Here is a 23,422-nt window from a genome sequence, read left to right on the forward strand (position 1 = left end):
GCCAATCCAAGGAGCCGGACATGCTGCATGTATCGATGGTCGGTTGCGGAGCGATCGGGCAGGGCGTGCTGGAGCTGCTCAAGAGCGATCCGGACGTCTGCTTCGACGCCGTGATCGTGCCTGAGCACGCGATGGACAAGGCGCGTGCGGCCATCGCCCCGTTCGCCCCCAACACGCGTGTGACGACGCGCCTGGCGGCGGATGCGCGTCCCGACCTGCTGGTCGAATGCGCGGGCCATGACGCGCTCGAAGAGCACGTGGTGCCGGCGCTTGAGCAGGGCATCGACTGCCTCGTGGTGTCGGTCGGTGCGCTGTCCGAACCGGGCGTGGCCGAGCGGCTGGAAGCGGCGGCACGGCGCGGCAATGCGCAGGTGCAGCTGCTGTCGGGCGCCATCGGCGCCATCGATGCGCTGGCCGCTGCGCGCGTGGGCGGGCTGGATGCGGTGGTCTACACCGGCCGCAAGCCTCCGCGGGCCTGGAAGGACACGCCGGCCGAGCAGCAGTTCGACCTCGATGCGCTGCGTGAACCGACCGTGATCTTTGAAGGCAATGCACGCGACGCCGCGCGCCTGTTCCCGAAGAACGCCAACGTGGCCGCCACGCTGTCGGTGGCGGGCCTGGGGCTGGAGCACACGCACGTCAAGCTGCTGGCCGATCCGACTGTCGACGAGAACATCCACCACGTGGAGGCGCGTGGCGCCTTCGGTGGCTTCGAGCTGACCATGCGCGGCAAGCCGCTGGCGGCCAATCCCAAGACTTCCGCGCTGACGGTGTTCAGCGTGGTGCGTGCGCTGGGCAACCGCGCGCACGCCGTGTCGATTTGAACAAGGCTTTCGCGCCATGACTGTTTCCACCATGAACGCAACCGCAACCTCCCTGCTTCCGATCTGCATCGCGGGCGAATGGCGCCTCGGCACCGGCGAGCGCTATGTCACGCGCTATCCGGCCACGGGCGAGGTCGTCGCAGAACTCAACGCCGCCAGCGTGGCCGATGTGGAAGAGGCCGTGGCCGGTGCTTACCGCGCCTTCCTGTCCAGCGGCTGGGCCCAGCGCAAGCCGCACGAGCGTGCCGCCGTGCTGTACCGCGTGGCCGAGCTGATCCGCTCGCGCAGCGAAGCCCTGGCCCAGCGCCAGCGCCTGGACAACGGCAAGCCCATCAACGAAACGCGCGCCCTGGTGGCGAGCGCCGCTGCCACATTCCAGTTTTTCGGCGCCGCCTGCGAGACGCTGGAAGAATCGCTCACGCCCGCGCGCGGCGATTGCCTGACGATGAGCGTGCATGAGCCCATGGGCGTGGTGGCCGCCATCACGCCGTGGAACTCCCCCATCGCAAGCGAGGCGCAGAAGATGGCGCCCGCACTGGCCGCCGGCAACGCCGTCGTCGTCAAGCCGGCGGAAGTCACGCCGCTCATGGCGCTGGAACTGGCTGCCATTTGCGAAGAGGCCGGCATCCCCAAAGGCATGATCAGCGTGCTGCCGGGCAAGGGCTCGATCATCGGCGATGCCATCACCAAGCATCCGCTGGTGCGCCGCGTGTCGTTCACGGGCGGCACGAACACGGGCAAGCACATCGCCCACATTGCGGCCGACAAGATGATGCCGGTGTCGCTGGAGCTGGGCGGCAAGTCGCCGACCATGGTGTTTGAAGATGCCGACCTGGACCACGCGGTGAACGGTGTGCTGTACGGCATTTTCAGCTCGTCGGGCGAGTCGTGCATTGCGGGTTCGCGCCTGTTCGTGGCGCGCTCGCTGTACGAGCCGTTCATGGACCGCCTGGCTGCCGGTGCCGCACGCCTGCGCGTCGGCAACCCGGCTGATGCGGCCACGCAGATGGGTCCGCTGATCACCGATCGCCACCGCGAGACCATCGAGTCGTACGTGGCGATGGGTGTGGAAGAGGGCGGCCACCTGCGCACGGGCGGCCTGCGCCCCCACATCGCCGGTTGCGAATCGGGCTACTTCTACACGCCGACCATCATCGAAGGCCTGACCAACAGCGCGCGCATCTGCCAGGAAGAGATCTTCGGCCCGGTGCTCGTCGCCATGCCGTTCGACGATGAGGATGAACTGATCGAGCAAGCCAACGACAGCGTCTACGCACTGGCCGCCGGCATCTGGACGCGCGACTACAAGCGCGCCTGGCGCATTGGCCGCGCCGTGCAGGCCGGCAATGTGTGGATCAACACGTACAAGCAGTTCTCGATCTCGACGCCGTTTGGCGGTTGGCGCGACAGCGGCCTGGGCCGCGAGAAGGGTCGCCTGGGCATCCTGCAATACATGGAACAGAAGAGCCTCTACTGGGGCCTGAACGAACAACCGCTGGCCTGGGCGAACTGAAGCCGGCGCAGTGTGGAGGAGACAAAACATGAACACCATTTTGGGAAAAGGCTTCGTCATGAATCCGACGCAAGCACCGGTCACGCAAGGGAGCGCGCAATGAAATCGAACCCGCAACGCTGGCTGGGTGTCGTCGTACTGTTTCTGGTTGTCGCCATCTCGTATATCGACCGCATCAACATTGCGGTGCTGATCACGCAACACGATTTTCTGCAGCATGTGGGCCTCGCCGCCAACGACCGCAGCAGCCAGGGGCTGCTGGCCACGGCGTTCATGGTCGGCTATGGCTTTTCCGCCATCGTGTTCACCCCGTTCTGTGCCGCGCTCTTTGGTGTGCGTCGCAGCCTGATCTATGGCCTGGCGCTGTGGGGCGGCATCACCATGATCTCGCCCTGGTTCAACGGCTACGGCGAGTTGCTGCTGTCGCGCTTCATCCTGGGCTTTGCCGAGGGGCCGCTGTTCTCGCTGGGCGCGTCGTATATCAAGGCGCATTTCGACAGCCGGGAAAGCGGCAAGCCAAACGCCATCTTCAACATGGGCACGGGTGTCGGCCTGGCCGTGGGTTATCCGCTGGTCGGGTACGCCATTGCCAGCGTCGATTGGGAGGCGTCATTCCACCTGCTGGGTCTGCTCAATCTGCTGTTGGGTATTCCGCTGGTGCTGGCGTTCGTGCGCATGCCGGAACGTTATGCGGCCATGCCGAAGCCCGAGTCTGTGCCGGCAGCGTTGACGACCGTGCGGGAGATGTTCCGCGGCGCTTTCCATACGCGCCATATCTTCACCATGACGGTGCTGACGGCGGCCTTCCTGTCGTACCTGTGGGGCAGCAGCAACTGGTTGCCGACATACCTCAAGGAAGCGCGTGGATTTTCGCTGCGCGAGATGGGCTGGATGGCTTCGATGCCGCAGTACGCAACCGTGCTGGGGGTGGTGCTGGGCGGTCTGCTGCTGGATATCCTCCCGCGCCGCCGCATTCCGCTGATTTTCGTACTGGGTAGCGTGGGCGTGGCCGTGGCGGTGTTGCTGGCCATCAACAGCACCGATCGCTACGCCGCCGCTTACTGGCTGACGGCCGCCAGCCTGTGCTGGGGCCTGCAGAGCCCGGCGATTCCGAGCACCGTTCAATACAACGCGGCACCCGAGCATGTGGCTTGCGCGTTTGGCGTGACCAACGGGGTGGGTAGCCTGGTGGCGGGTTTCATGCCGGCCATCATGGGGGTCGTCATCGCGATGGGAACGGGCGGCGGTCTGGCCGCTGGCTTCGGCAGCCTGGTGGGTACGCAGTTGGTCGTGCTGTTGTGCGGCCTGGCCCTGTTGCGCAACGGCGCAACCGCAGGGCAAGCCGTTCCCGGCGGGGCGCATTGATCGCCGCGGGCAGATTTGCAGGCGCGAATCTCAAGCAGCGCGCGTAGCCCCTCAATGAATCACAGTCGCCGCTGGCCACCCGAGGCCGGTCGGCGCAAAGCAGGAGATGAAGATGAATACCATTCGGGGCATCGACGAGATCGTCTATGGTGCCGACGACCTTGCCGCCTGCAAGCAGTTCTTCCTGGATTGGGGCCTTGCGCTGCAATCGGAAGATGCAGACGGCCTGCTGTTCGAAACGCTCAACGGCTGCCGCGTGCGCGTCAAGCACAGCGACGACGCCACGCTGCCGCCCGCCATGGAAGCCGGCCCGACACTGCGTGAGGTGATCTGGGGCGCAGATTCCCAAGCCGTGCTCGACCGCCTGGCCGACACGCTGGCTGACCAGCCCGGCTACGTCAATGCCGACGGCCGCGTGGGCTGCATCGACCCGAACGGCCTGGCCGTGCGCGTGCAGCTGACCGCCAAGCGCGACGTCGACGTGCAGTGCGCCGCCATGAACACCTGGACCGACAAGCCGCGCCGCAATCAGCCCAGCCCGATCTACGAACGCGCCACGCCCATCGAAGTGGGCCACGTGGTGTTCTTCGTGAAGGACGTGGTGGCTACGGAGCGCTTCTATACCGAGAAGCTCGGCTTCGTGCCGTCTGACCACTATCCGGGGCGCGGCGCCTTCCTGCGCTGCGAACCCGAAGGCGGCCATCACGACCTGTTCCTGCTGCAAACCCCGCAGCCCAAGAGCGGGCTCAACCACGTGGCCTTTACGGTGCGCGATATCCACGAAGTGTTCGGCGGCGGCATGCATGTGTCGCGCTGCGGCTGGGATACGCAACTGGGCCCGGGCCGTCACCCGATCTCGTCGGCGTATTTCTGGTACTTCAAGAACCCCGCCGGCGGGCTGATCGAGTACTACGCCGACGAAGACCAGCTCGACGCCGACTGGCAGCCGCGCGATTTCGAACCCGGCCCGACCGTGTTTGCCGAATGGGCCATCGATGGCGGCATCGACGGCAACACGCGCCGGCAGAAGAACGTCAGTGGGCCGGAAGGCAAGTTCCTGACGGAAAAGCGCTGAACCGAAGCTGAGAGACGTGCCATGAGTACCAATCCCTTCCTCACCCTGCGCGTGCATGCGATGCGCTACGAAGCCCAGGGCATCGTGAGCGTGGAGCTGCGCGATGTCGACGGCAAGACGCTGCCGGAATACGCTCCGGGCGCGCACATCGAGCTGCACCTCGGCAATGGCCTGGTGCGCAGTTACTCGCTGTGTGGCGCGCCAGAGGTGCGAGATCGCTACGTGGTCGGCGTGCTGAACGATCGCAACAGCCGTGGCGGCTCGCGCTACGTGCACGAGCAACTGCGCGTGGGTTCGACGCTCAAGATCGGCGGCCCGCGCAACCACTTTGCGCTGGATGAAAGCGCGCCGCGCACGGTGCTGGTGGCCGGCGGTATCGGCGTGACGCCCATCGTCTGCATGGCGCGTCGTCTGGCGGAGCAGGGCAAGACGTTCTCGATGCTGTACTGCGCGCGCTCGCGTGCCGAGGCCGCCTTTGCCGATGAACTGGCTGCGCATGGCGATGCGGTGCGCTTTCACTTTGATGCCGATGCCGGCGGCCCGCCCGATCTGCAGGCGCTGCTTGCGGGGCATCCGGCCGACACGCACTTCTATTGCTGCGGCCCCGGCCCGATGCTGCGCGCCTTCGAGGCCGCATGCGAGGCGCTCGGCTACACCAACGTCCATATCGAACGTTTTGCGGCCGACCCTGGCGTGGAGTCGGTGCAGGACGGCGAATACCAGGTCAAGCTCGCACGCACTGGCTCGGAGCTGTGCGTGCCGCCAGGCAAATCGCTGCTGGATGCGCTGCTCGAGATTGGCGTGGAAGTCGAGCACAGCTGCAAGGAAGGCGTGTGCGGCTCGTGCGAAACCCGCGTGCTGGAAGGCGAACCGGACCACCGCGACAGCGTGCTGTCCAAGAGCGAGCGCGAGTCGAACCAGACGATGATGGTTTGCGTCTCGGGCTGCAAGGGCAAGCGCCTGGTGATTGACCTTTAAGGATTGGCGCGCCGGCCTGACCAGCCGCGCGTTCTTTTTTGCGTGCAGTTATTTTTTAAACACCGTTTCGTATACGAAACGCGCACAACCAGCCCGTCCATCAAGGCGGCGATAACAACTGGCGGGGCGGATACCTTGGCCAGCGGAGGAAGCAGCAAATGAAGACAACCCTGTTCGCCGTTGCGGCGATGACTTTGGCGACGGCGTCCACCATGGCTGCCGCGCAGAGCAACGTGACGCTGTACGGCAGCATCGATGAAGGCGTGGCCTACATCAACAGCCTCAAGAGCGGCGCAAACAGCGGCTCCGCCCTGCGCATGGACCCGGGCACGATGCAGCCGGACCGCTTCGGCCTGCGTGGTTCGGAAGACCTGGGCGGCGGCACGCAAGCCATCTTTCAGCTGGAATCGGGCTTCCTGGGCGACACCGGCAACAGCGTGGTGTCGGGCAAGCTGTTCAACCGCGCCGCGTGGGTCGGCCTGACGAACGATCGTCTGGGCAACATCCAGCTCGGCCACCAGGCGGACTTCATGTTCGATTACCTCGGCCGCCTGAGCAACGGCTTCCAGCTCACCAACTTCTACCTGTTCCACCCGGGCAACTTCGACAACCTGGCCAACCAGTTCCAGATCGACAACGCTGTGCGCTACGTCTCGCCGGTCTTCGGCGGGCTGCAACTGGGCGGTATGTACGGTTTTGGCGAGGTGCCGGGTTCGCCGTCCAAGAGCCGCAGCTACAGCCTGGGCGCGTACTACACCAACGGCGGTTTCCGCGCGGCTGCGGCGTACACGGCATCGAATGACCGTGCGCTCGACATCGCCGGCCGTCTGGGCATCACCAACACGCTGGGCACGACGCTGGTGCCGGGCGTGATGACGCCGATGAGCTCGGTCAAGTCGTTCGGCGCTGGCACGCTGTACCAATTCAGCGGCCTGCCGGTGCAGATCAATGCCGTCTATACGCAGACGCGCATCACGCTGGGCGGCGCCAATGCCCGCGCGCAGAACGTCGACCTGGGTACGGCATGGCACTACAGCGCGGCCAACACGCTCAACGTGGGCTATGGCTTCAGCAAGTACGAAGGCGCGCGCTGGAACATGCTCAACGTGGGCAACGTGTACGCGTTCTCCAAGCGCACGCAGGTGTATCTGCAGGGAACGTATCAGCGCGCATCGGGCGATGCGCCGTCGGCGGCCATCAACGGTGTGGGCGTGTCGGCCAACCGTAGCCAGATCGTTGTCAGCACCGGGGTGCACCACTCGTTCTGACACCCTGATGCACTGACCAACGAACGCGGCGTCGCCGGAGAAATCTGGCGACGCCGCGTTTGCCTTTGTGCGATCAGGCGACGGTGTGATTCGCCATCAGTTCGAGCGCGCGCACCATGGCCGAGTGGTCCCACGCCTTGCCGCCGTTGGCCGCGCACACGCTGAAGAGCTGCTGCGCGCCGGCCGTGTTCGGCAGGGCAACGCCGAGCTTGCGTGCGCCTTCCAGGGCCAGGTTCAAGTCCTTCTGGTGCAGCTCGATGCGGAAACCCGGATCGAACGTGCGCTTGATCATGCGCTCACCATGCACTTCCAGAATGCGTGACGAGGCAAAGCCGCCCATCAGCGCTTCGCGTACGCGCGCCGGATCGGCGCCGGCCTTGGATGCAAACAGCAGCGCTTCGCCGACTGCCTCGATGGTCAGCGCCACGATGATCTGATTCGCCACCTTGCAGGTCTGCCCGGCCCCGGATTCGCCCACATGGGTGACGTTCTTGCCCATCAGCGCGAACAGCGGCTTGGCGCGTTCGAACGCTGCTTCCTTGCCACCGACCATGATCGTGAGCGTGGCATCGCGCGCGCCGACTTCGCCGCCGGAAACGGGCGCATCCAGGTAATCGGCGCCGAGTGCTTCGATGCGCTTGGCAAAGGCCTGGGTTTCGATGGGTGAGATCGAGCTCATGTCGATGAACAGCTTGCCGGCCGACAGGCCCTGCGCAACGCCGTCTTCACCGAACAGCACGTTGGCCACGTCCGCCGTGTCCGGCACCATGGCGATGACGATGTCGGCCGCCTGCGCCACGGCGGCTGAATTGGCGACGACGGTGGCGCGTGCGCGCAGATCCTCAGGCACGGAATGCTTGCCGCTGACGATCAGGGTGTGCTCGCCCTTGAGGAGGTTGCGGGCCATATGGGCGCCCATGATGCCCAGGCCGATGAATCCGATGGTTGCCATGATGGTTTTCCGAAGGCTTGTCTGTTTGAGTGTGAAAGGGGAGATGCCGTCACGCCGCAGCGCTTGTGACAAGCGTAGATCAGATACCCCGGCGCAGGCTAGTCGGTCGCCGCGCTGTGCGCTCGAGCATGCTTTGGACCGGCACCGTACGGGTTTCTGCGGCGCGCGATGCCCATCCGGAAACCAGGTCCGGAAATAAGCGCCAAGAAGCGTCATTGTTCGCGCAATGGTTTTGCGCGGCCCCTTCATAGACTGAAGCCGTGCCGATCAGAGCGATCGGGAAGGTAGGGATGGGAGGGGATATGTCCACCACGGCAGCCAGTTGGATCGTCGTCCTGACATGCGCGTACATGGAGTACAGCACGTGGCGGGGCATGAGCGTCTACCGCCGCACGGTCGGCTACGAGAGCGTGGTGTGGTGCTAAGTCGTGCCGCCCTAGTGCGCTGCGGGCACCGCAGGCTTGGGCAGCAACCTCCGGATGAGATCGCCATGTGCAGAATGACTTGCCAGCAGCACGCCGCCGTCAGCGAGTTCGAATTCGCTGAACTCAAACCCCGGCGCGACCGTGCAGCCGACCAACGAATAGCCGTGCCCGCCGGCCACGCGTTCGGCGGCAAACCACCGGCCTGCCGGCACCACCGCCTGGTACACCGTCATCTCGTCGTCGGCCGCATGGCCCAGGCGATGCGTGCGCACCGTACCGTCGTTTTCCAACACATGCACATTGAGTGAGTCGCCTGCATGGAAGTGCCACAACTCGTCCGATTGGATCCGATGCCAGGCGGAATATGCGTCATCCGCCAGGAGGTAATAGATGGCGGTGGCAGCCGCACGTTCGACGGCAGGGATGCCGCGTTGGACGCGTTCCTCACTGCGATAGGTTTCGCGATAGAAGCCGCCTTCCGGATGCGGTTCGAGACCGAGGCGGTGGATGAGGCGCAGGGCGGCAGCGGTGGGCATGACAAGGCTCGGCTTTTCTGAAGGCGATAGGTCAAGCTCAGTATTGCAGAAGACACGCGGCGTACCGGTTTTGTTGGGCGGCCGCATCGTGCAGCGTTGCCTTTCCGCGTGAGTCCATGCATTGTGGGGGCCGCGCCTGACGGGGCGCATGATCACACAAGACCAGACTCACACCGGGGAGCCACCATGTCCGAAGGATTCCACGTGCACGGCGCGCACGATCACGTGCTGGAGCACGCCGCGGAAAGCGGCCACGCCGACAGCTTTGCCGGCCGCATCGCCGTCATGACGGCCATTCTTTCCACGGCCGGCGCCATCTTCGGCTACCAGGGCGGTGCCACGCAGAACGCCGCGCTGCTCGCCAAGAACGAAGCCGCCATCCACAAGACGGAAGCTGCCAACCGCTGGGCCTACTACCAAGCCAAGGGGCAGAAGCAGGCGATTGCTGAGCTGACCGCCCAGTTGCCCGGCACCGATCAGGCGGCCGCCAAGCGCGATGCCCAGCGCTACGCCACCGAAAAGGAGGACATCCGCCGCCAGGCCGAAGACCAGGAGCGCCAGGCCAAGGAAGCCGATGACGCCAGCGAACTGGCCGTGCACCACCACCACCGGTGGGCGCAGGCGGTGGTAGCCATCCAGGTGTCGATTGCGCTGGCGGCCATTACGCTGCTGTCGCGGCGGCGCTGGCTGCAGGCGCTTTCGTACGGCGTGGGCGCGGTCGGGGGCGTATTGGCTGTGCTCGCAATGCTGCATATCTGAGTCGACACACACACGTGCATCGCCTAGCGGTTGCGCCACACCGCGCGCAGCCGCCAGAATGGCGCTCTTGCAGGGGGCGCCCGCCTCCGTGAATCTGGAGCGAACACGATGACACTCGGAATACGGATGCGGCGCGCGTTGATGATCCTGGGCCTGTCGGCCAGCGCATGGGCCATGGCGGCCGGCCCGGCGGTCGAGCCAGGGGAGTACGTCTACATCCTGGGCGGCAGCGCGAGCGGCGCGCTCACCGTGAAGGGCAACAGCTTCAGCATCACCACCATCGGAGGCAACTGCCACACGTGCGCGGTGGACGGTACGTTCCAGGGCCGCATCGGCGTGGACAAGGACGAGGGCAAGTGCCGCATCGCCGTATCGGGCGGCAACGGTGCGCTCAAGCTGGATTCATCTGCCACCGCCGACGCCTGCCGTGAGTTCTGCGGCATGCGCGCCATGTTCGACGGCGAGTACCGCCGTGCGCCGGCTGCCTGTACGGATCGCCAGCGCCAGGCGCGCGTCGGTCAGGCGCACAAGCAATACGCCGCCAAGAACTACGACGCCGCCCGCACGACGCTGCGGGCGCTGCTCTCCGAATGCGACACCTTCATGGACTGGATCGAGCGCGACAAGGCCCGAAGCGACCTGGCCGTGACGGAGTACCACCGAGGTGACAACGCGCAATGCCTGGCGGTGCTGTCCGATACCGTTGCCGTGCGCATGCAGAAAGACAACTCGAGCTTCCTGCCGCCGTGCGACGCCGACAACTACGCGTCGACCAGCAAGGCAATCCTCTACAACCAGGGCTTGTGCAAGGCGCCGGCGAAGAAGTGACGATTACGGACTCCGGCAGGGTCCCATTGTTCATCTCGTTGCGTCAATGCAAACGCGCATAGCGGCCGGGCGGATGCCCGACGTACCGGCTGAATGCTGTGCTGAACGCGCTTGCGGAGCCATACCCCACGCGCTCAGCTACCGCCGCGATCGCCACATCACCACGCCGGAGCATGTCCTTGGCCAGTGCCATGCGCCAGGCCAGCAGGTACTCCATGGGCGGAAGCCCCACCGCAGAGGTGAACCGATCGAAAAACGCAGACCTCGACAGCGCGGCCTTCTTGGCGAGTGCATCGACGGTCCATGAGCGAGACGGGTCGCTGTGCATGAGCCGCATCGCTGTGGCCAGCCTGACGTCAGCCAGGCCACGGAGCATACCGACGGGTGCATCGCTGTTCGCGGTCGAGCGCAACGCTTCGACCAGCAGGATCTCTACCAGCCTGACCAAGACATGATCGCGGCCCGGACGCTGCGCCAACGACTCATCTCTGACGAGCTGGGTCAGCACGGAAAGCCGGTCGACACCGCGCACATGCAGGAGAACCGGCAGCAGCGATACCAGCAACGCCGCATCGGGTGAGTCAAACACGAAGGCACCGCCGAGCATGCGCACGTCTGGTCTACCACCGCGCCTGCCGTGCCGGACTTCCCCGGTTGGAGCGGGCATCACCTTGGGGTCGACGTGCTCCGGCGTTACCGGGTCGAAGCCCGATATGACAAAGCCAGGCGTTGCCGGCATCAGCACAAAATCGCCCGCCTTGAGCGTGATGGCCTCCTGCCCGTCGACGGCCAGAAGGCAACTGCCCTCCAGGACAGTACAGAAGCTCGGCTGCTCAAACGCGGCGTAGCGGATGCCCCACTGGCCGGCTCCGCTAATGAGTTTGCTGAACACCGTGCGGGGACGAAGCAAGGTGATGACTTCAGATAACGGATCCACCACGGCTGGACTCTTGATAATAAAAAATGGACTTCTGATTATAGAAAGTCCAAGCCTCGGCCGCTATCGTGACATCACCATCCACCACCCGAGCAAGACAGCATGGACACCGTACTGATTACCGGATGCTCATCAGGCTATGGCCTGGAGACCGCCCGCTTTTTCCTGGCCAAGGGCTGGCACGTGATCGCCACGATGCGAACTCCGCGCGAAGATATCCTGCCGCAAGCCGAGCGACTGCGCGTGCTTCCGCTTGACGTCACCTCGCCTGAGAGCATCGCCGCCGCAATCGGCGCAGCCGGCCCGATCGACGTGCTCGTCAACAACGCAGGCATTGGCGTGGTTGGTGCGTTCGAGGCCACGTCGATGCACACCGCCCGCGAGGTGTTCGAAACCAACACTTTTGGCGTGATGGCGATGATGCAGGCGGTCATCCCGCAATTTCGTGCCCGGCAATCGGGCGTGATCGTGAACGTGACTTCCAGCGCGACACTTGCCGCGATGCCGCTGGCCGGCGTCTACACCGCCAGCAAGACCGCCATTGCTGGGCTTACGGGTTCCGTGGCTTTCGAGCTGGCGGCCTTTGGCATTCGCGTCAAGCTGGTTGAGCCGGGCTATGCGCCGACCACGCGATTTGCTGAAAACGGTGGTGCGCGCATGCAGGGGTTGATTCCCGAGGCGTATGCCGCGTTTGCGCAACCGATCTTCAGCGCCTTCGCAAATCCGGCTGCGGTCACCACCGAGGCAGACGTGGCCGAAGTGGTCTGGCAGGCCGTGAACGATGCATCAGATCGGCTTCACTTCGCTGCTGGCGCGGATGCGCGTGCGCTGGTCCAGGCCACGTCAATGTAGCGGCATGGGGACAGTCGGCATCACTCGTCCATCAACCGGACCCGGACCTTCTTGCCCTTCAACGTGCCTGCGTTGAGCTTGCGCAGCGCGTCGCGTGCGATGCCGCGCTCGACCGCGACGTAGGTCGAGAATTCGGTCACGTTGATCTTGCCGATCTGGTCGCCGCGGAAACCCGCGTCGCCGGTCAGCGCGCCGAGCACGTCGCCGGGGCGGATCTTGTCCTTGCGTCCGCCGAGAATCTGCAGCGTTTCCATGGGCGGCAGCAATGGCCCGTCGTTGCTGGTGTCCAGCTCGTCGAGCCGATGCCATTCGACCTCGCGTCCGAGCGCCTCCTCGATGTTGCCGACACGCCCCATCTCGTCCATGCTCGCCAGGCTCAGCGCCCAGCCGTTCTCATCGGCACGGCCTGTGCGGCCGATCCGGTGCACGTGCACTTCCGGGTCGGGCGTCACGTCGACGTTGATCACCGCTTCAAGCTGCGCGATGTCGAGCCCGCGCGCGGCGACGTCGGTTGCCACCAGCACCGAGCAACTCCGGTTCGCGAACTGGATCAACACCTGATCGCGTTCGCGCTGCTCCAGCTCGCCATGTAGCGCGAGCGCATGGATACCCTGCGCGCGCAGCACGTCGAGCAGGTCGCGGCATTGCTGCTTCGTGTTGCAGAACGCAAGCGTGCTGACGGGGCGGTAGTGCTTGAGCAGCAGCCCGACCGCGTGCAGCCGTTCGTTATCGGCTACCTCGTAGAAGCGCTGGCGGATCTTGCTGTCGTCGTGGCGCTCTTCGAGCTTCACTTCCTTCGGGTTGCGCAGGAACTGCCGGGTCAGCTTCGCAATCCCCTCCGGGTAGGTTGCCGAGAACAGCAGTGTCTGCCGCTCGGGTGGGCATTGGCGCACGACCGTAGCGATGTCGTCGAAGAAGCCCATGTCGAGCATCCGGTCCGCTTCGTCGAGCACGAGCGTCTTCAGCGCGCCGAGCGCGAGATTGCCGCGTTCGAGGTGATCCATGATGCGCCCCGGCGTACCGACGATGACATGCGCGCCATGCTCAAGGCTCACCGCCTGCGGGCGCATCGGCGTACCGCCGCAGAGGGTCAGCACTTTCACGTTTTCCTCGGCGCGCGCGAGACGGCGGATCTCCTGCGCGACCTGATCGGCAAGCTCTCGCGTCGGGCAGAGCACCATCGCCTGCACATCGAAGCGCCGTGCATCGAGCCGGGCGAGCAGCGCGAGCGCGAACGCTGCGGTCTTGCCGCTGCCGGTCTTTGCCTGCGCGATCAGGTCGTGGCCCGCAAGGGCGATCGGCAGGCTGGCGGCCTGGATCGGCGTCATGTCGGTGTAGCCGAGCTGCGCGAGATTCGCGAGCACGGCGGGGGCGAGCGCAAGGGTGCTGAAGGGCGCAGCGGTCGGTTCGATAGTCATGTGGTGCGTTGGATCAGTTGAGCGGCTTGCCTTCGATTTGCTTGTAGACGACCGTGCCGTCCTTGGTTTCGATGCGCTTGACGTAGTTGCGCGCGCCGCACAGTGCGCAGCGGAACAGCGGCCCCTGGCCTTCGTCCTTGATGACGACGTCGGACGGCTCCCACTGCGTGCCGCAGCTCTGGTTGATGCAGGTGAACATGGTTTTCTCCGGATGATTCGGGCGCGTCATGGGTGATGCTCGGGGTGAATCGGGGAGGCGCACCCGCGATCGAGGTCGCAATGGTAAAAGAGTTTCGGCACAAACCTGGCTACGAGCGAGCCATAGTGCGGGCGCCGCGATGTGGATTGAACAGCGAGTCGTCGGGGTGTTACGCCGCGCATCAGCATGGCGGCATCATACCTTCCGCCGTCACTCCCCACATCCCGCCATACCGAAGGCGGCCAGATCCGGTTGGTTTCGCGCCGAGGTCGTGCTGGCGCCCAGCATGGCGCATCGCGATCCATCACGTTTCATCACGTAGTGATCGCAGGAGGGTTCAACCTCGGTCCAGTTCCGCTTTGAGCAATTGCAGCCGCGTGCCCCCGTCCGGCATGAAGTGCGTGCCATACCTGACAAGCCCAAGTTGCTGTAGATGGCAACTCATCGTGAAACTCAACAGCATTCCCGGCTCGGGTTCGTCGATTTCGATATCGATCGATTTCAGCCGCGGCTCATACGCAAGCAGTGTCGATTCGATCTCCCGCTTGAGCGTGTGCGCAGATGCGGGCAGGTGCCGATACACTTTCGAGAGATCGCCCAGCCCATAGTCAGGTACATGCGCGAGGCTGTCGCGACGGCTGTTCAGAATGCGTTGGATGTTGTCTTGTACAGACAGGAATGTCTGCGTTGCCTCATCAAACGCGTCGATTGGGGCCCCATTCGCAAAGTGCCCCGTGATTGCCTCGAACAGCCCTGGTCCACCGCGCGTCATGCTGCGACTTCAATGGGATGCTCATCGAAGCTCACCGCCATGCCATCGACCTCATCAAGAGAGAGCCGAATTGTGGCGAGTTTAGTGCGACTGCCATCGCGCAGGAGCAATTCACGGGCGAGCACGGGCAGGATCTGCTGATCGAGCAGGCTATCGATGTTGCGGGCACCGGAGTCGGGCAACTGACATGCCTGCACGAACCGCTCCACGATCGCGTCTTCGTAGATGAATGGCGCCCCGAAACGCTGGACAATGCGCTCAGCGACCTTGTCGAGCTTCATCCGCACGATTCGGCCCAATACCTCTGCTGAGAGCGGGCGGAACGGAATGGTCTGAAAACGGGCAAGTAGCGCGGGTTGGAAGTGTTCGGTTAGCAGCGGCCGGATGGCTTCCATCAGCATGCCGCCGGTGACTTCGCTGCCGGCTTGGGCCCCTGCCTCCAGCGCCGCCATGATCTGTTCGCTACCGAGGTTGGAGGTCATCAGGATCACGGTGTTGCGGAAGTCGATCACGCGGCCTTCGCCATCACGCATGAAGCCACGGTCAAAGACTTGGTAGAACAGGTTCAGTACGTCACGGTGGGCTTTCTCCGCTTCGTCGAGCAGGATCACGCTGTAGGGACGTTGACGCACGGCTTCGGTCAATACGCCGCCCTGCCCGTAGCCGACGTAGCCCGGCGGCGAGCCCTTCAGTTGCGACACCGTGTGCGCTTCCTGATATTCCGACAGGTTGATCGTGACGAGCGAGCGCTCGCCGCCGAACATCAGGTCGGCCAGTGCGCGTGCGGTTTCCGTCTTGCCCACGCCGGAAGGGCCCGTGAGCAGGAATACGGCCAGCGGTGCATCTTCGGATTTGAGCCCAGCCTTGGCTGTACGCAGGCTCTGGCCCAGCGCGGCAAGCGCCGCGTCCTGACCAATCACCACGCGGCCAAGGCGGGCCTCCAATTCCAGCAGCGTAGCCAGTTCATCTTCGAGGAGGCTGCCGACAGGCACGCCCGTCCAGTCCGCAATGACTTGCGCGATCACGCCTGCGTTGACCTCCAGCGGCACCAACGCCGCCGTGTCGGCTTGCTCGACAAACGCGGCACGCTGTGCCCGGATGGCGTGCTCCAAATCACGCCGGGCCGATTCATCGGGGGCGTTTTGCCAGGCTTCGCGCAAGCGTTCCAGCGCGCGTGCGGCATCCTGCTTCTGGGCCACCGTCAACTGCAACGTTGTAAGCTGCGCATGCAAGGCGTTGCGACGCGCCTCGATGGTGGCCAATCGCTCCCGAACATTCGTGGCCATCACACCCTCGTCCGCGAGCAGTGCCTGGCGTTCCACACCGAGTGCAGCCCACTCGCTTTCGACTTGGCTGATGGCCAAGGGCGTGGATTCGAGCCCCAAGCGCACGCGGGCGGCGGCAGTGTCGAGCAGATCGACGGCCTTGTCCGGCAACTGGCGCCCGGTCAGGAAGCGGCGCGACAGTTTGACGGCCGCCGTGACCGCAGCATCGGTGATGTGCACGTTGTGGTGCTTGGCGTAGCGATCTTTCAGGCCGCGCAGCATCAGGCAGGCGTGGTCGTCGTCCGGCTCGTCCACTTTGACCATCTGGAAGCGACGTTCCAGCGCGGCGTCGCGCTCGAAGTACTGCTTGTATTCGGACCACGTGGTGGCAGCAATGGTGCGCAACTCGCCGCGCGCGAGCGCCGGCTTGAGCAGGTTGGCCGCGTCCGCCCCACCCGCCGTGTTGCCCGCGCCGATGAGCGTGTGCGCCTCGTCGATGAACAGCAGAATCGGCGTGGCCGACTGCTGCACGGCTTCGATCACGTTCTTCAGCCGCTGCTCGAATTCGCCCTTCACGCCCGCGCCAGCCTGCAGCAGCCCGAGGTCGAGTGTGAGCACGGCCACGTTGGCGAGCACGGCCGGCACGTCGCCTTCCGCAATCTTGAGGGCTAGTCCCTCCACCAGCGCCGTCTTGCCGACGCCGGGTTCGCCCACCAGGATCGGGTTGTTCTTGCGACGGCGCATGAGGATGTCGATCATCTGGCGGATCTCCATATCGCGCCCGAAGACGGGGTCGATGCGGCCGTCGCGTGCCTTTTGCGTGACGTCGATGGTGAAGCGTTGCAGAACGCTGACGTCGGCTTGGCCGGGCAGCGGCGTGGATGGCGTGGTGCTGGCCGATTGCGCCGATGCAGACTTCGCTATGTTGGGGGTGGTGTCTTGCACAGGCGCCGTCTTGGGCGCCTCGGTAGAAATCTTGTCCAGCTCCGGCATCAGCCGCTGGATCTGGGTGGCCGACACCGACAGCAGCGGCCAGGCATCCGGCGCGCGCAGCAGGCTGGGCGACTCCACCAACGCCGCGAACAGATGCGCCGAGCGGATGGCCGATTGGCCTTCTTCCAGCGAGGCACGCACCCATGCCGCCTCCAGCAATTGGCCCAGGCGGTTCGACAGACTCGGCTTGCCGCGCAAGTCATGCGGCAGGCGCTCAATGGCAGTGAGCAGCCCGTTCCAGATGGCATCGGTGTCCAGTTCATAGCGGCGCACGATCGCCACCAGATCGCCTTCGCCTTGCTCCAGCAGTTTGATGAGCCAATGCTCGACCTCGATGTCCCGATGGGCGCGCGTTTCGCACAAGCTTGCCGCATCGGCAAGGGCTTGGGCGCAGTGCGGGTTGAGTCGACGCAGGAACGGGGAGAGATCGCGGGCGGTCATGGCGAAAGAGGGCGGCAAAAGTGAATGCAGGCGGGAACAAGCCAAAGCAGCCTGGCGTAAAAAAAGCGGCACCCGCATGCTGCAGCGGGTGCCGGTGTCGAACTAGGCGTTACGCGCGTTCGTTCCAGCTATCAGCGTGGATGATGTTGCCGTCTTTGTACGACCACGTGATCTTTTCGTAGCGCAGTTCCACGTCTTCCAGGTGGTTGTGCTTTTCGAACGCCGGGTTCTTGATGTCGAGCATCTTCGGGCGCACGGCCACGACTTTCACGTTGTCGAGCTTGGTGTTGAAGTACTCTTTCTCCTTGCCCGCATCGTCGATCTTGTACCACTTGATCTCGACCGACTTGAGCGTCTGGCCGCTGGTGACGGCCTTGTACAGATACGGCGTGGCCGCGTCGGTTTCCTTGGTGAAGGTGATCGGCTTGTGCACGCGCGTGCCGGTCAGCTTGCCGGTGTTGCCGTCGGTGGGGATGTTGACGCTGTGATCCAGCGCCACCACTTCCACGCTGCCCTCGCGACCTTGCACCGTCACCGAACCCTTGATGTCGGCGCCGCCATCGTCCTTGATCCACATGTATGCCGGAATTGCCATTGCTTAGAGCTCCTTCTACTCGAATGAACAGGCCGGTTGGCCTGGGGGGGAATGGGTTGCGCGCGCAGTTGTTCCATCGCTGCGGCAGTCGGGGATGAGCGTGATTTCGACGCGGCGGTTGGCTGCGCGCCCCGCGTCGGTGTCGTTGGGGGCCTTGGGGCGCGTGTCGCCGTAGCCCTGAATGGCGAAGTGCGAGAGCGGAATGCCCGACGCATCGGCCAGCCAGTCCCGCACGGACGCGGCGCGGGCTTCTGACAGCTTCATGTTGTTGGCCGGGTTGCCGGTGGAATCGGTGTGTCCGGCCACCAATACGCGCTTGTCGGGGTGGGCCTTGATCATCTCCAGCGCGCCGAACATCACCCGGTTGGAGCCCGGGTTGAGTTGCGCGTTGCCGGTCTTGAACAGCGACAGGCCGTTCAGTTCGATCATGGGCGGCGGCGGTTCGGGCGGCTGGTAGCTGGCGATCAGCGTGTTCAGCGTCGGCAGCAATGCCCCCGCCCGATAGAATCCGAGGCTCAGCCGGGGCGGCAGGCCGCTGCGCGCATAGCGTTCGAGTTCGGTCCGGTCACGGCGGAGGGCGGAGAGCGCATCTGAGCGTGCGGCATCATGTTCCGGTGGAACGGCCTGATAACGCATCATGTTCGCCTGAATGCGTGCCACCAGCGCGCGGTTTTGCCATGCAGAGGCGCCTGCCGCCGCGCAGAGCGCCACCGCCAGGCCAACGAACGCGTGTGCCAGTGCGCGTGGCAGGGGGTGCTGCATGGGTTGCAGGGCAATCCCGCGTAGCAACGCATCGGGCAACGGCAGACGCGCGTGTGCGGCCGTGAGCGATGGCTGCTTCAGCCCGGTGATGGCATTCGCATAGTGGCCCACCAAAGAGTCTGATGAAACAGCGCCCTGTGCGGCCGTCACACCGAAAGCCACAAGATTGACGCTGCGTGTGCCGCGCCCGCTGTCCGTCAGCCCAGGCAAGAGCGCCCCGGCCGCCCATCGCGCGGCGGCGTCGAGTTGCGCGACACGGTAGGCCCATCGCGCGCGTTCGCCTTGCGCAACCCACCGCGCATGGGCGAGTGCGGAAGCGGCAATCTGATCGGTCAGCGCACTCCGTTGTGAAGGCAGCACGCCGGACAGTCCAAACCACGGACACGGTAATTGAGACACAGCGGATTCCGCCGCATAGACCGCAACGCAAACCGGCAGCGCATACCCGACGGCACGGCTCGTTTCATCCACGGCAGTGCGCCAGCGGAGGGTTGCGGCGGTCAGGGTAGCGGCATCGACAGTGCTGTCAGTGTCGACCAGATACGCCACGGCGTCTGGCCCTTGGCCTTCTCGCCAGCGTTTGAGGGCGTCTGCGATGTACTTGAGCTGGACCGGGTCCTCCACACGCACCCAGATGGCCACATCTGTGACGTGCACGACGTCGTTGCCGAACGCGCGAGCCAATACACCGCTGGATTCGCCGACTGCGAGCACCAGTGGTGTGTTGCGCCGAATGTTGCCGGGCAGCGTGCGGAGGGCGCTGTCCATGGCGGACAGCACCTGCCGGCTGGCTGCACGGCCAGCGCGGATGCGTCGTGTTGCGGCGGCAAGCGCAATGCAGGCCACCAGCGCCACAGCGGTGCCGATGCCAAGGTTCCAGGCCACGGACCAGGGCGAGCACGCCGCCAGCCAGAACAGCGCGAGCACTGCGCCCCACACGAACACGGTGCGATACGGATAACCAGTCAAGCGTGGCCCCGTCAGTGCGGTAATGCGTCAATCGACGCGCTCAGCCAGTGTTGCGCGCCGAGATAGAACAGACCGGACACCACGCACGCCAGCACCACCCAAGTGAGTGGTGACAAGCCAGTCCAGCGGCGTGGGGTTCCTTGCCGCACCAGCACAGTGTCGGTCATGCCGTGGTCTGCCCTGCCCAGCCGTTCGTTGACGGCGCGCATCAAGGCCGCACGCGGTTCGGCTCCGTGCAGGGCGAACTTGCCCTGAAAGCCCAGGCCCAGCACCGCGCCGAAGATGGCCAGCAGCGGCAAGACCGGTTGCGGCTCGGCCAGGCGACGTTCGATGCGTTGGATCAGCGCATTGCCAGCGTCGTGGCTATTGAAATTCCGCACCTGCAACGGCTCGCGCTCCCAGGCGTCGCGGTCGAACCCTTGCAGATACTTGAGGGCGCTTTCGTCCAGCAGTGCGCATTGGGCGTACACCGCATCGTCGATCACGTCTGCTGCGCAGCCCGCGGCAGCGAGTTCGGCGCGCAACTGGGCGATTTGCGCGTCGCAACGTTCAGCAAATGTGCCGAATGCATCCGGCTGTGCGGCGCTTGCCAGGCGCGCGACAGTGAGCGCCGTATCACGCAGCGCGAGCGGCAACAGGGTAGGGGAAGAAGAGGCAACGGTCATGGATGTCATGCCGGCAGAACGGCATAGAGTTCAAGCGAGACATCGGGCACCGATGCCGGCACATAGAACTGGCACGCGCGCGCGTCCAGCATGCGGCTGAAGGCCGGGTGCGCGCGGTCGAGCGCGAAATACTGGTTCTCGATCCGCACGGGAATCGCCGCCGGCAGCCGCGACATGGTCTGCAACGGAATGCCGGTGAGCGCGGAGTTGACGATCTGCTCGACCTCGTCCGGCGCGCCGGCCTTGCACAGGCGCGGGAACTGTTCGAGCAGCGCATGCGCCGGCAGGGCCGATTGCACGGAGAGGTAATAGTCCGCCCCGTCGACCAGCCGCTCGTCGTGGATCTTGCCCGTCCACACGGTGGGCTTGATGCGCTCCAGCGCAATCGGCACGACGCGCGAAGGGACGACGGTATCGAGCAGCGCGCGGATCAGATCTTCCAGCGCTGCAAACACCGGCTCCGGCGCAGCGTGCTGATACGGCGGGATGGCCTTGAGCGTCTCGGTGGTGGAGAACGTGAGCAACGCGCCCGCGAGGCGTGCGAGCACCGCGTACAGACGCTCGGGATGCTGCTCGGGCGCGGCGCACAGGCGCGCCAGCTCCGGCCAACTGCTGTTGACGCTATGCAGCAGCCAGAACAGCGCCACATCGGCCACGGCAAAATCGGCGATCTGATCAGAACGCTCGCGCCGGCGCACGGCAAGGCTGGCGCTCTTGGCGCTGAGGATGTCCGACAAGCGCTGCATGCGCTCGGTCAAGCGCGCACTGGCAGAGAGAAACAGGCAGGGCGGCACGAAGGCGGTGTCCACTTCGAGGCGCCCCTGGGTGTTGCGCACCAGCCGCGCGATCGGGCAGGTGACGTAATCCTCGTGTGCTTCAAAGTCGAACAGCAGGGCCAGCGCATGCCGTTCCACGCTGATCTCCTCGTGGCCCTCGCCGTTGAGGTCGGGCACTTCCCGGTACTCGCGTACGAAGCGGCGTGGGCGCGCGGGCTTCTGACCGGCCTCGATGCAGTTGCCGCCTTGGGCGTCCATCAATGGCAGGCCGGCCAGCACGACGATGGCGTCAACCGACGCTGGTACATCGCCCAGGCTGCGCGCGGTTGGCAGCAGGTCAGCGGTTTGCGTATCGACCAGCGTACCGTCGGGCAGGCGCACATCCAGTGTTGTCAATTGCAGCCGATCGATGGCCAATGCATGGGTATCGACGTCGACACGGCGCACACCCCATGGGTCTGGCCACGCCAGCCGCGCGATGCGCTCATCGGCAAAGCCGTTCCACAGGGTTTGTTGCTGGAAGTGCTGGGGCGTCATGAAAATGCCCTGTGCCCACAGCGGTCTGGTGATCTTCATTGTGATGATGGAGCGTGCGAGCGGGTGCGAGCCCGCTTCGCATGAATACCGCCGCGCGGCGCCTGGACTGGCACCGCGCGGCACAACTGCGACAGATTGGAAGCGTGGCCGGCTGGCTTAGCTCTTCGCCTTCGGCATCTGCGAGACGAGCGACAGGTTGATGTCCATGCCTTCGATCTGGAAGTGCGGCACGATGAACAGTTTCACGCGGAAGAAGCCCGGGTTGTCTTCGATGTCTTCCACGATCACCTTGGCTTCGCGCAGCGGGTGCGAGGCTTGCAGATCGTCGCCCGGGTCCGTCATCTCGGTCACCAGCGTCTTGATCCACGTGTTCAGCTCCAGCTCAAGCACGCGGCGGTCCTTGGTGGTGCCGATGTTTTCGCGCTGGATCAGCTTGAGGTAATGCGCGATGCGCGAGAGCAGGAAGATGTACGGCAGGCGTGCGTTGACGCGGCTGTTGGCGGTCGCTTCCTTGGTGTCATACAGCGTGGGCTTCTGCGCCGAGTTGGCCGAGAAGAAGCACGCGAAGTCGTGGTTCTTGTAGTAAGACAGCGGGATGAAACCCAGGTTGGCGAACTCGAACTCGCGCGTTTCCGGAATCAGCACCTCGGTCGGGATCTTCGCCTGATTGCCGGTGCCCAGGTCATACAGGTGGATCGGCAGGTCTTCCACCAGGCCACCCGCTTGCGGGCCGCGAATCTGTACGCACCAGCCGTTCTTGATGAAGCTCTGCACCATGTTGGCGGCAAAGGCGAACGCGGCATTGGCCCACAGATAGCGGCTGTGGTCCGGCCCCTTGACGGCTTCCGTGTAGTTGAACGCGCGCACCGGCACCGTTTCCGGGCCATAAGGCAGACGCGCCAGGAAGCGCGGCATCGTCAGGCCGATGTAGCGCGCGTCGTCCGAATCGCGGAAGCTCTTCCACTTCAGGTATTCCGCGCGGTCGAAGTAGTTGCCGATGTCGCGAATGGCGGCCACTTCTTCCATCGACTCCTTGCCGAAGAACTGCGGCGACACCGCGCCAACAAACGGCATATGGGCCGCAGCCGACACCTTTGAGATATTGCGCAGCAGCGCGATGTCTTGCGGGCCGCGGTCGAATTCGTAGTTGGAGATCAGCGCGCCGATGGGCTCACCGCCCGGCGTGTCGTACTCCTGAATGTAGGTGTGCAGGTACAGACCGCTCTGGATGACTTCCGGTGTGTCTTCAAAGTCCTGGCGCAGCGCATCCTTCGACACGTCCAGCAGCTCGATCTTGACGTTCTTGCGGAAGTCCGTGCGGTCGACCAGGAACTTCAGGCCGCGCCAAGCCGATTCAATCTGCTGGAACTGGGCGTCGTGCATGATCGCATCGAGCTGACGGCTGATCTGCTGGTCCAGCTTCTCGATGTGGAAGTCGAGCAGGCTCTTGTCCAGACGGTCCACCTGCTGCGACGACTCCTGAATCATCTTCAGGAACACGTTCATCGCCTGTGCAACGCGCTCGTCCAGCGACGATTCCGACAACGCATCCGCGCTCTGGAACGATTCGAACGGACGCGTGGCCGTGACCGGCGTCAGGTTGATTTTCTCGCAGAGGGCCTCGTAGACGCTCTTGCCGGGTGCATCCAGCACCACCGTTTCCGCTGCACCAGATTCGAATTGGCTGTTTTCTTGTTTTGCCATGTTTGATTTACCTC

22 protein-coding genes are annotated in these 23,422 nt (G+C 64.7%); 10 read left to right on the top strand and 12 right to left on the bottom strand.

All coding sequences use genetic code 11. The features are described from left to right. Positions 1–20 precede the first annotated feature (20 nt). The 6 genes from NG900_RS05910 to NG900_RS05935 all read left to right on the top strand — a co-directional run bounded on the left by NG900_RS05910 (position 21) and on the right by NG900_RS05935 (position 7,023). Positions 21–824: an aspartate dehydrogenase gene (locus tag NG900_RS05910; RefSeq protein WP_252677831.1), complete on the top strand. Its 804-nt coding sequence runs from the start codon at positions 21–23 to the stop codon at positions 822–824. Between the two features lie 16 nt (positions 825–840). Then, positions 841–2,337 carry an aldehyde dehydrogenase gene (locus NG900_RS05915; protein ID WP_252677840.1) on the top strand — a complete coding sequence of 499 codons (1,497 nt, stop codon included), beginning with the start codon at positions 841–843 and terminating at the stop codon, positions 2,335–2,337. Positions 2,338–2,436: 99 nt separating this feature from the next. Beyond that, positions 2,437–3,702: an MFS transporter gene (locus tag NG900_RS05920; RefSeq protein ID WP_252677842.1), complete on the top strand. Its 1,266-nt coding sequence runs from the start codon at positions 2,437–2,439 to the stop codon at positions 3,700–3,702. Between the two features lie 112 nt (positions 3,703–3,814). Further along, complete coding sequence (locus NG900_RS05925; protein ID WP_252677844.1) at positions 3,815–4,777, top strand: VOC family protein; 963 nt, start codon at positions 3,815–3,817, stop codon at positions 4,775–4,777. 21 nt (positions 4,778–4,798) lie between these two features. After that, positions 4,799–5,755, top strand: a complete 957-nt coding sequence (locus tag NG900_RS05930; protein ID WP_252677846.1) for a PDR/VanB family oxidoreductase — start codon at positions 4,799–4,801, stop codon at positions 5,753–5,755. Positions 5,756–5,913: 158 nt separating this feature from the next. Next, entirely contained in the window at positions 5,914–7,023 is a 1,110-nt protein-coding gene (locus NG900_RS05935; RefSeq protein ID WP_252677848.1) for a porin, read from the top strand. A 73-nt stretch (positions 7,024–7,096) separates the two neighbouring features. Here NG900_RS05935 and NG900_RS05940 read toward each other — a convergent pair whose 3' ends face one another. Then, entirely contained in the window at positions 7,097–7,975 is an 879-nt protein-coding gene (locus tag NG900_RS05940) for a 2-hydroxy-3-oxopropionate reductase (RefSeq protein ID WP_252677850.1), read from the bottom strand. A gap of 302 nt (positions 7,976–8,277) precedes the next feature. Between NG900_RS05940 and NG900_RS26595 the strand changes: the two genes are divergently transcribed. Continuing rightward, positions 8,278–8,400 (top strand): hypothetical protein, encoded by a 123-nt coding sequence (locus NG900_RS26595; protein WP_289813672.1) that lies wholly within the window; start codon positions 8,278–8,280, stop codon positions 8,398–8,400. A gap of 11 nt (positions 8,401–8,411) precedes the next feature. Here the strand turns inward: NG900_RS26595 and NG900_RS05945 are convergent, their stop codons facing one another. Continuing rightward, the gene (locus NG900_RS05945; RefSeq protein WP_252677860.1) at positions 8,412–8,936 is read right to left on the bottom strand and encodes a cupin domain-containing protein; all 525 of its coding nucleotides are present in this window, start codon (positions 8,934–8,936) and stop codon (positions 8,412–8,414) included. A gap of 186 nt (positions 8,937–9,122) precedes the next feature. Here NG900_RS05945 and NG900_RS05950 point away from each other — a divergent pair, with 186 nt between their 5' ends. Beyond that, a complete protein-coding gene (locus tag NG900_RS05950; RefSeq protein WP_252677862.1) occupies positions 9,123–9,695 on the top strand; it encodes a DUF4337 domain-containing protein in 573 nt (190 codons plus the stop codon). Positions 9,696–9,821: 126 nt separating this feature from the next. Then, positions 9,822–10,523: a hypothetical protein gene (locus tag NG900_RS05955; RefSeq protein ID WP_420804127.1), complete on the top strand. Its 702-nt coding sequence runs from the start codon at positions 9,822–9,824 to the stop codon at positions 10,521–10,523. A gap of 43 nt (positions 10,524–10,566) precedes the next feature. Here the strand turns inward: NG900_RS05955 and NG900_RS05960 are convergent, their stop codons facing one another. Further along, on the bottom strand, positions 10,567–11,463 hold the full coding sequence (locus tag NG900_RS05960; RefSeq protein ID WP_252677866.1) for an AraC family transcriptional regulator: 897 nt from the start codon (positions 11,461–11,463) through the stop codon (positions 10,567–10,569). 99 nt (positions 11,464–11,562) lie between these two features. On the opposite strand from NG900_RS05960, the gene NG900_RS05965 reads away from it, so the two are divergent. Then, positions 11,563–12,312 (top strand): SDR family oxidoreductase, encoded by a 750-nt coding sequence (locus NG900_RS05965; protein ID WP_252677868.1) that lies wholly within the window; start codon positions 11,563–11,565, stop codon positions 12,310–12,312. Between the two features lie 20 nt (positions 12,313–12,332). Here NG900_RS05965 and dbpA read toward each other — a convergent pair whose 3' ends face one another. The 9 genes from dbpA to tssC form a co-directional block, all read right to left on the bottom strand. Continuing rightward, complete coding sequence (dbpA, locus tag NG900_RS05970) at positions 12,333–13,730, bottom strand: ATP-dependent RNA helicase DbpA (RefSeq protein WP_252677869.1); 1,398 nt, start codon at positions 13,728–13,730, stop codon at positions 12,333–12,335. Positions 13,731–13,743: 13 nt separating this feature from the next. After that, the gene (locus tag NG900_RS05975; protein WP_252677871.1) at positions 13,744–13,929 is read right to left on the bottom strand and encodes a hypothetical protein; all 186 of its coding nucleotides are present in this window, start codon (positions 13,927–13,929) and stop codon (positions 13,744–13,746) included. A gap of 337 nt (positions 13,930–14,266) precedes the next feature. Further along, positions 14,267–14,701 carry a type VI secretion system baseplate subunit TssE gene (gene tssE, locus NG900_RS05980; protein ID WP_252677873.1) on the bottom strand — a complete coding sequence of 145 codons (435 nt, stop codon included), beginning with the start codon at positions 14,699–14,701 and terminating at the stop codon, positions 14,267–14,269. After that, a complete protein-coding gene (tssH, locus tag NG900_RS05985; RefSeq protein ID WP_252677882.1) occupies positions 14,698–17,400 on the bottom strand; it encodes a type VI secretion system ATPase TssH in 2,703 nt (900 codons plus the stop codon). The genes tssE and tssH overlap by 4 nt, the downstream gene beginning before the upstream one ends. 109 nt (positions 17,401–17,509) lie before the next feature. After that, positions 17,510–17,995 (bottom strand): Hcp family type VI secretion system effector, encoded by a 486-nt coding sequence (locus NG900_RS05990; protein ID WP_252677884.1) that lies wholly within the window; start codon positions 17,993–17,995, stop codon positions 17,510–17,512. 15 nt (positions 17,996–18,010) lie between these two features. Further along, a complete protein-coding gene (locus tag NG900_RS05995; protein ID WP_252677886.1) occupies positions 18,011–19,726 on the bottom strand; it encodes an OmpA family protein in 1,716 nt (571 codons plus the stop codon). Positions 19,727–19,737: 11 nt separating this feature from the next. Next, the gene (locus NG900_RS06000) at positions 19,738–20,400 is read right to left on the bottom strand and encodes a DotU family type IV/VI secretion system protein (protein ID WP_252677888.1); all 663 of its coding nucleotides are present in this window, start codon (positions 20,398–20,400) and stop codon (positions 19,738–19,740) included. After that, on the bottom strand, positions 20,397–21,743 hold the full coding sequence (tssK, locus tag NG900_RS06005) for a type VI secretion system baseplate subunit TssK (protein WP_252677896.1): 1,347 nt from the start codon (positions 21,741–21,743) through the stop codon (positions 20,397–20,399). The genes NG900_RS06000 and tssK overlap by 4 nt, the downstream gene beginning before the upstream one ends. Before the next feature lie 117 nt (positions 21,744–21,860). Further along, entirely contained in the window at positions 21,861–23,408 is a 1,548-nt protein-coding gene (gene tssC / locus NG900_RS06010; protein WP_252677898.1) for a type VI secretion system contractile sheath large subunit, read from the bottom strand. Positions 23,409–23,422: the final 14 nt, after the last annotated feature.

Origin of the sequence: Ralstonia soli (genome assembly GCF_023955655.1) — a bacterium.
Lineage (GTDB): Bacteria > Pseudomonadota > Gammaproteobacteria > Burkholderiales > Burkholderiaceae > Ralstonia > Ralstonia soli.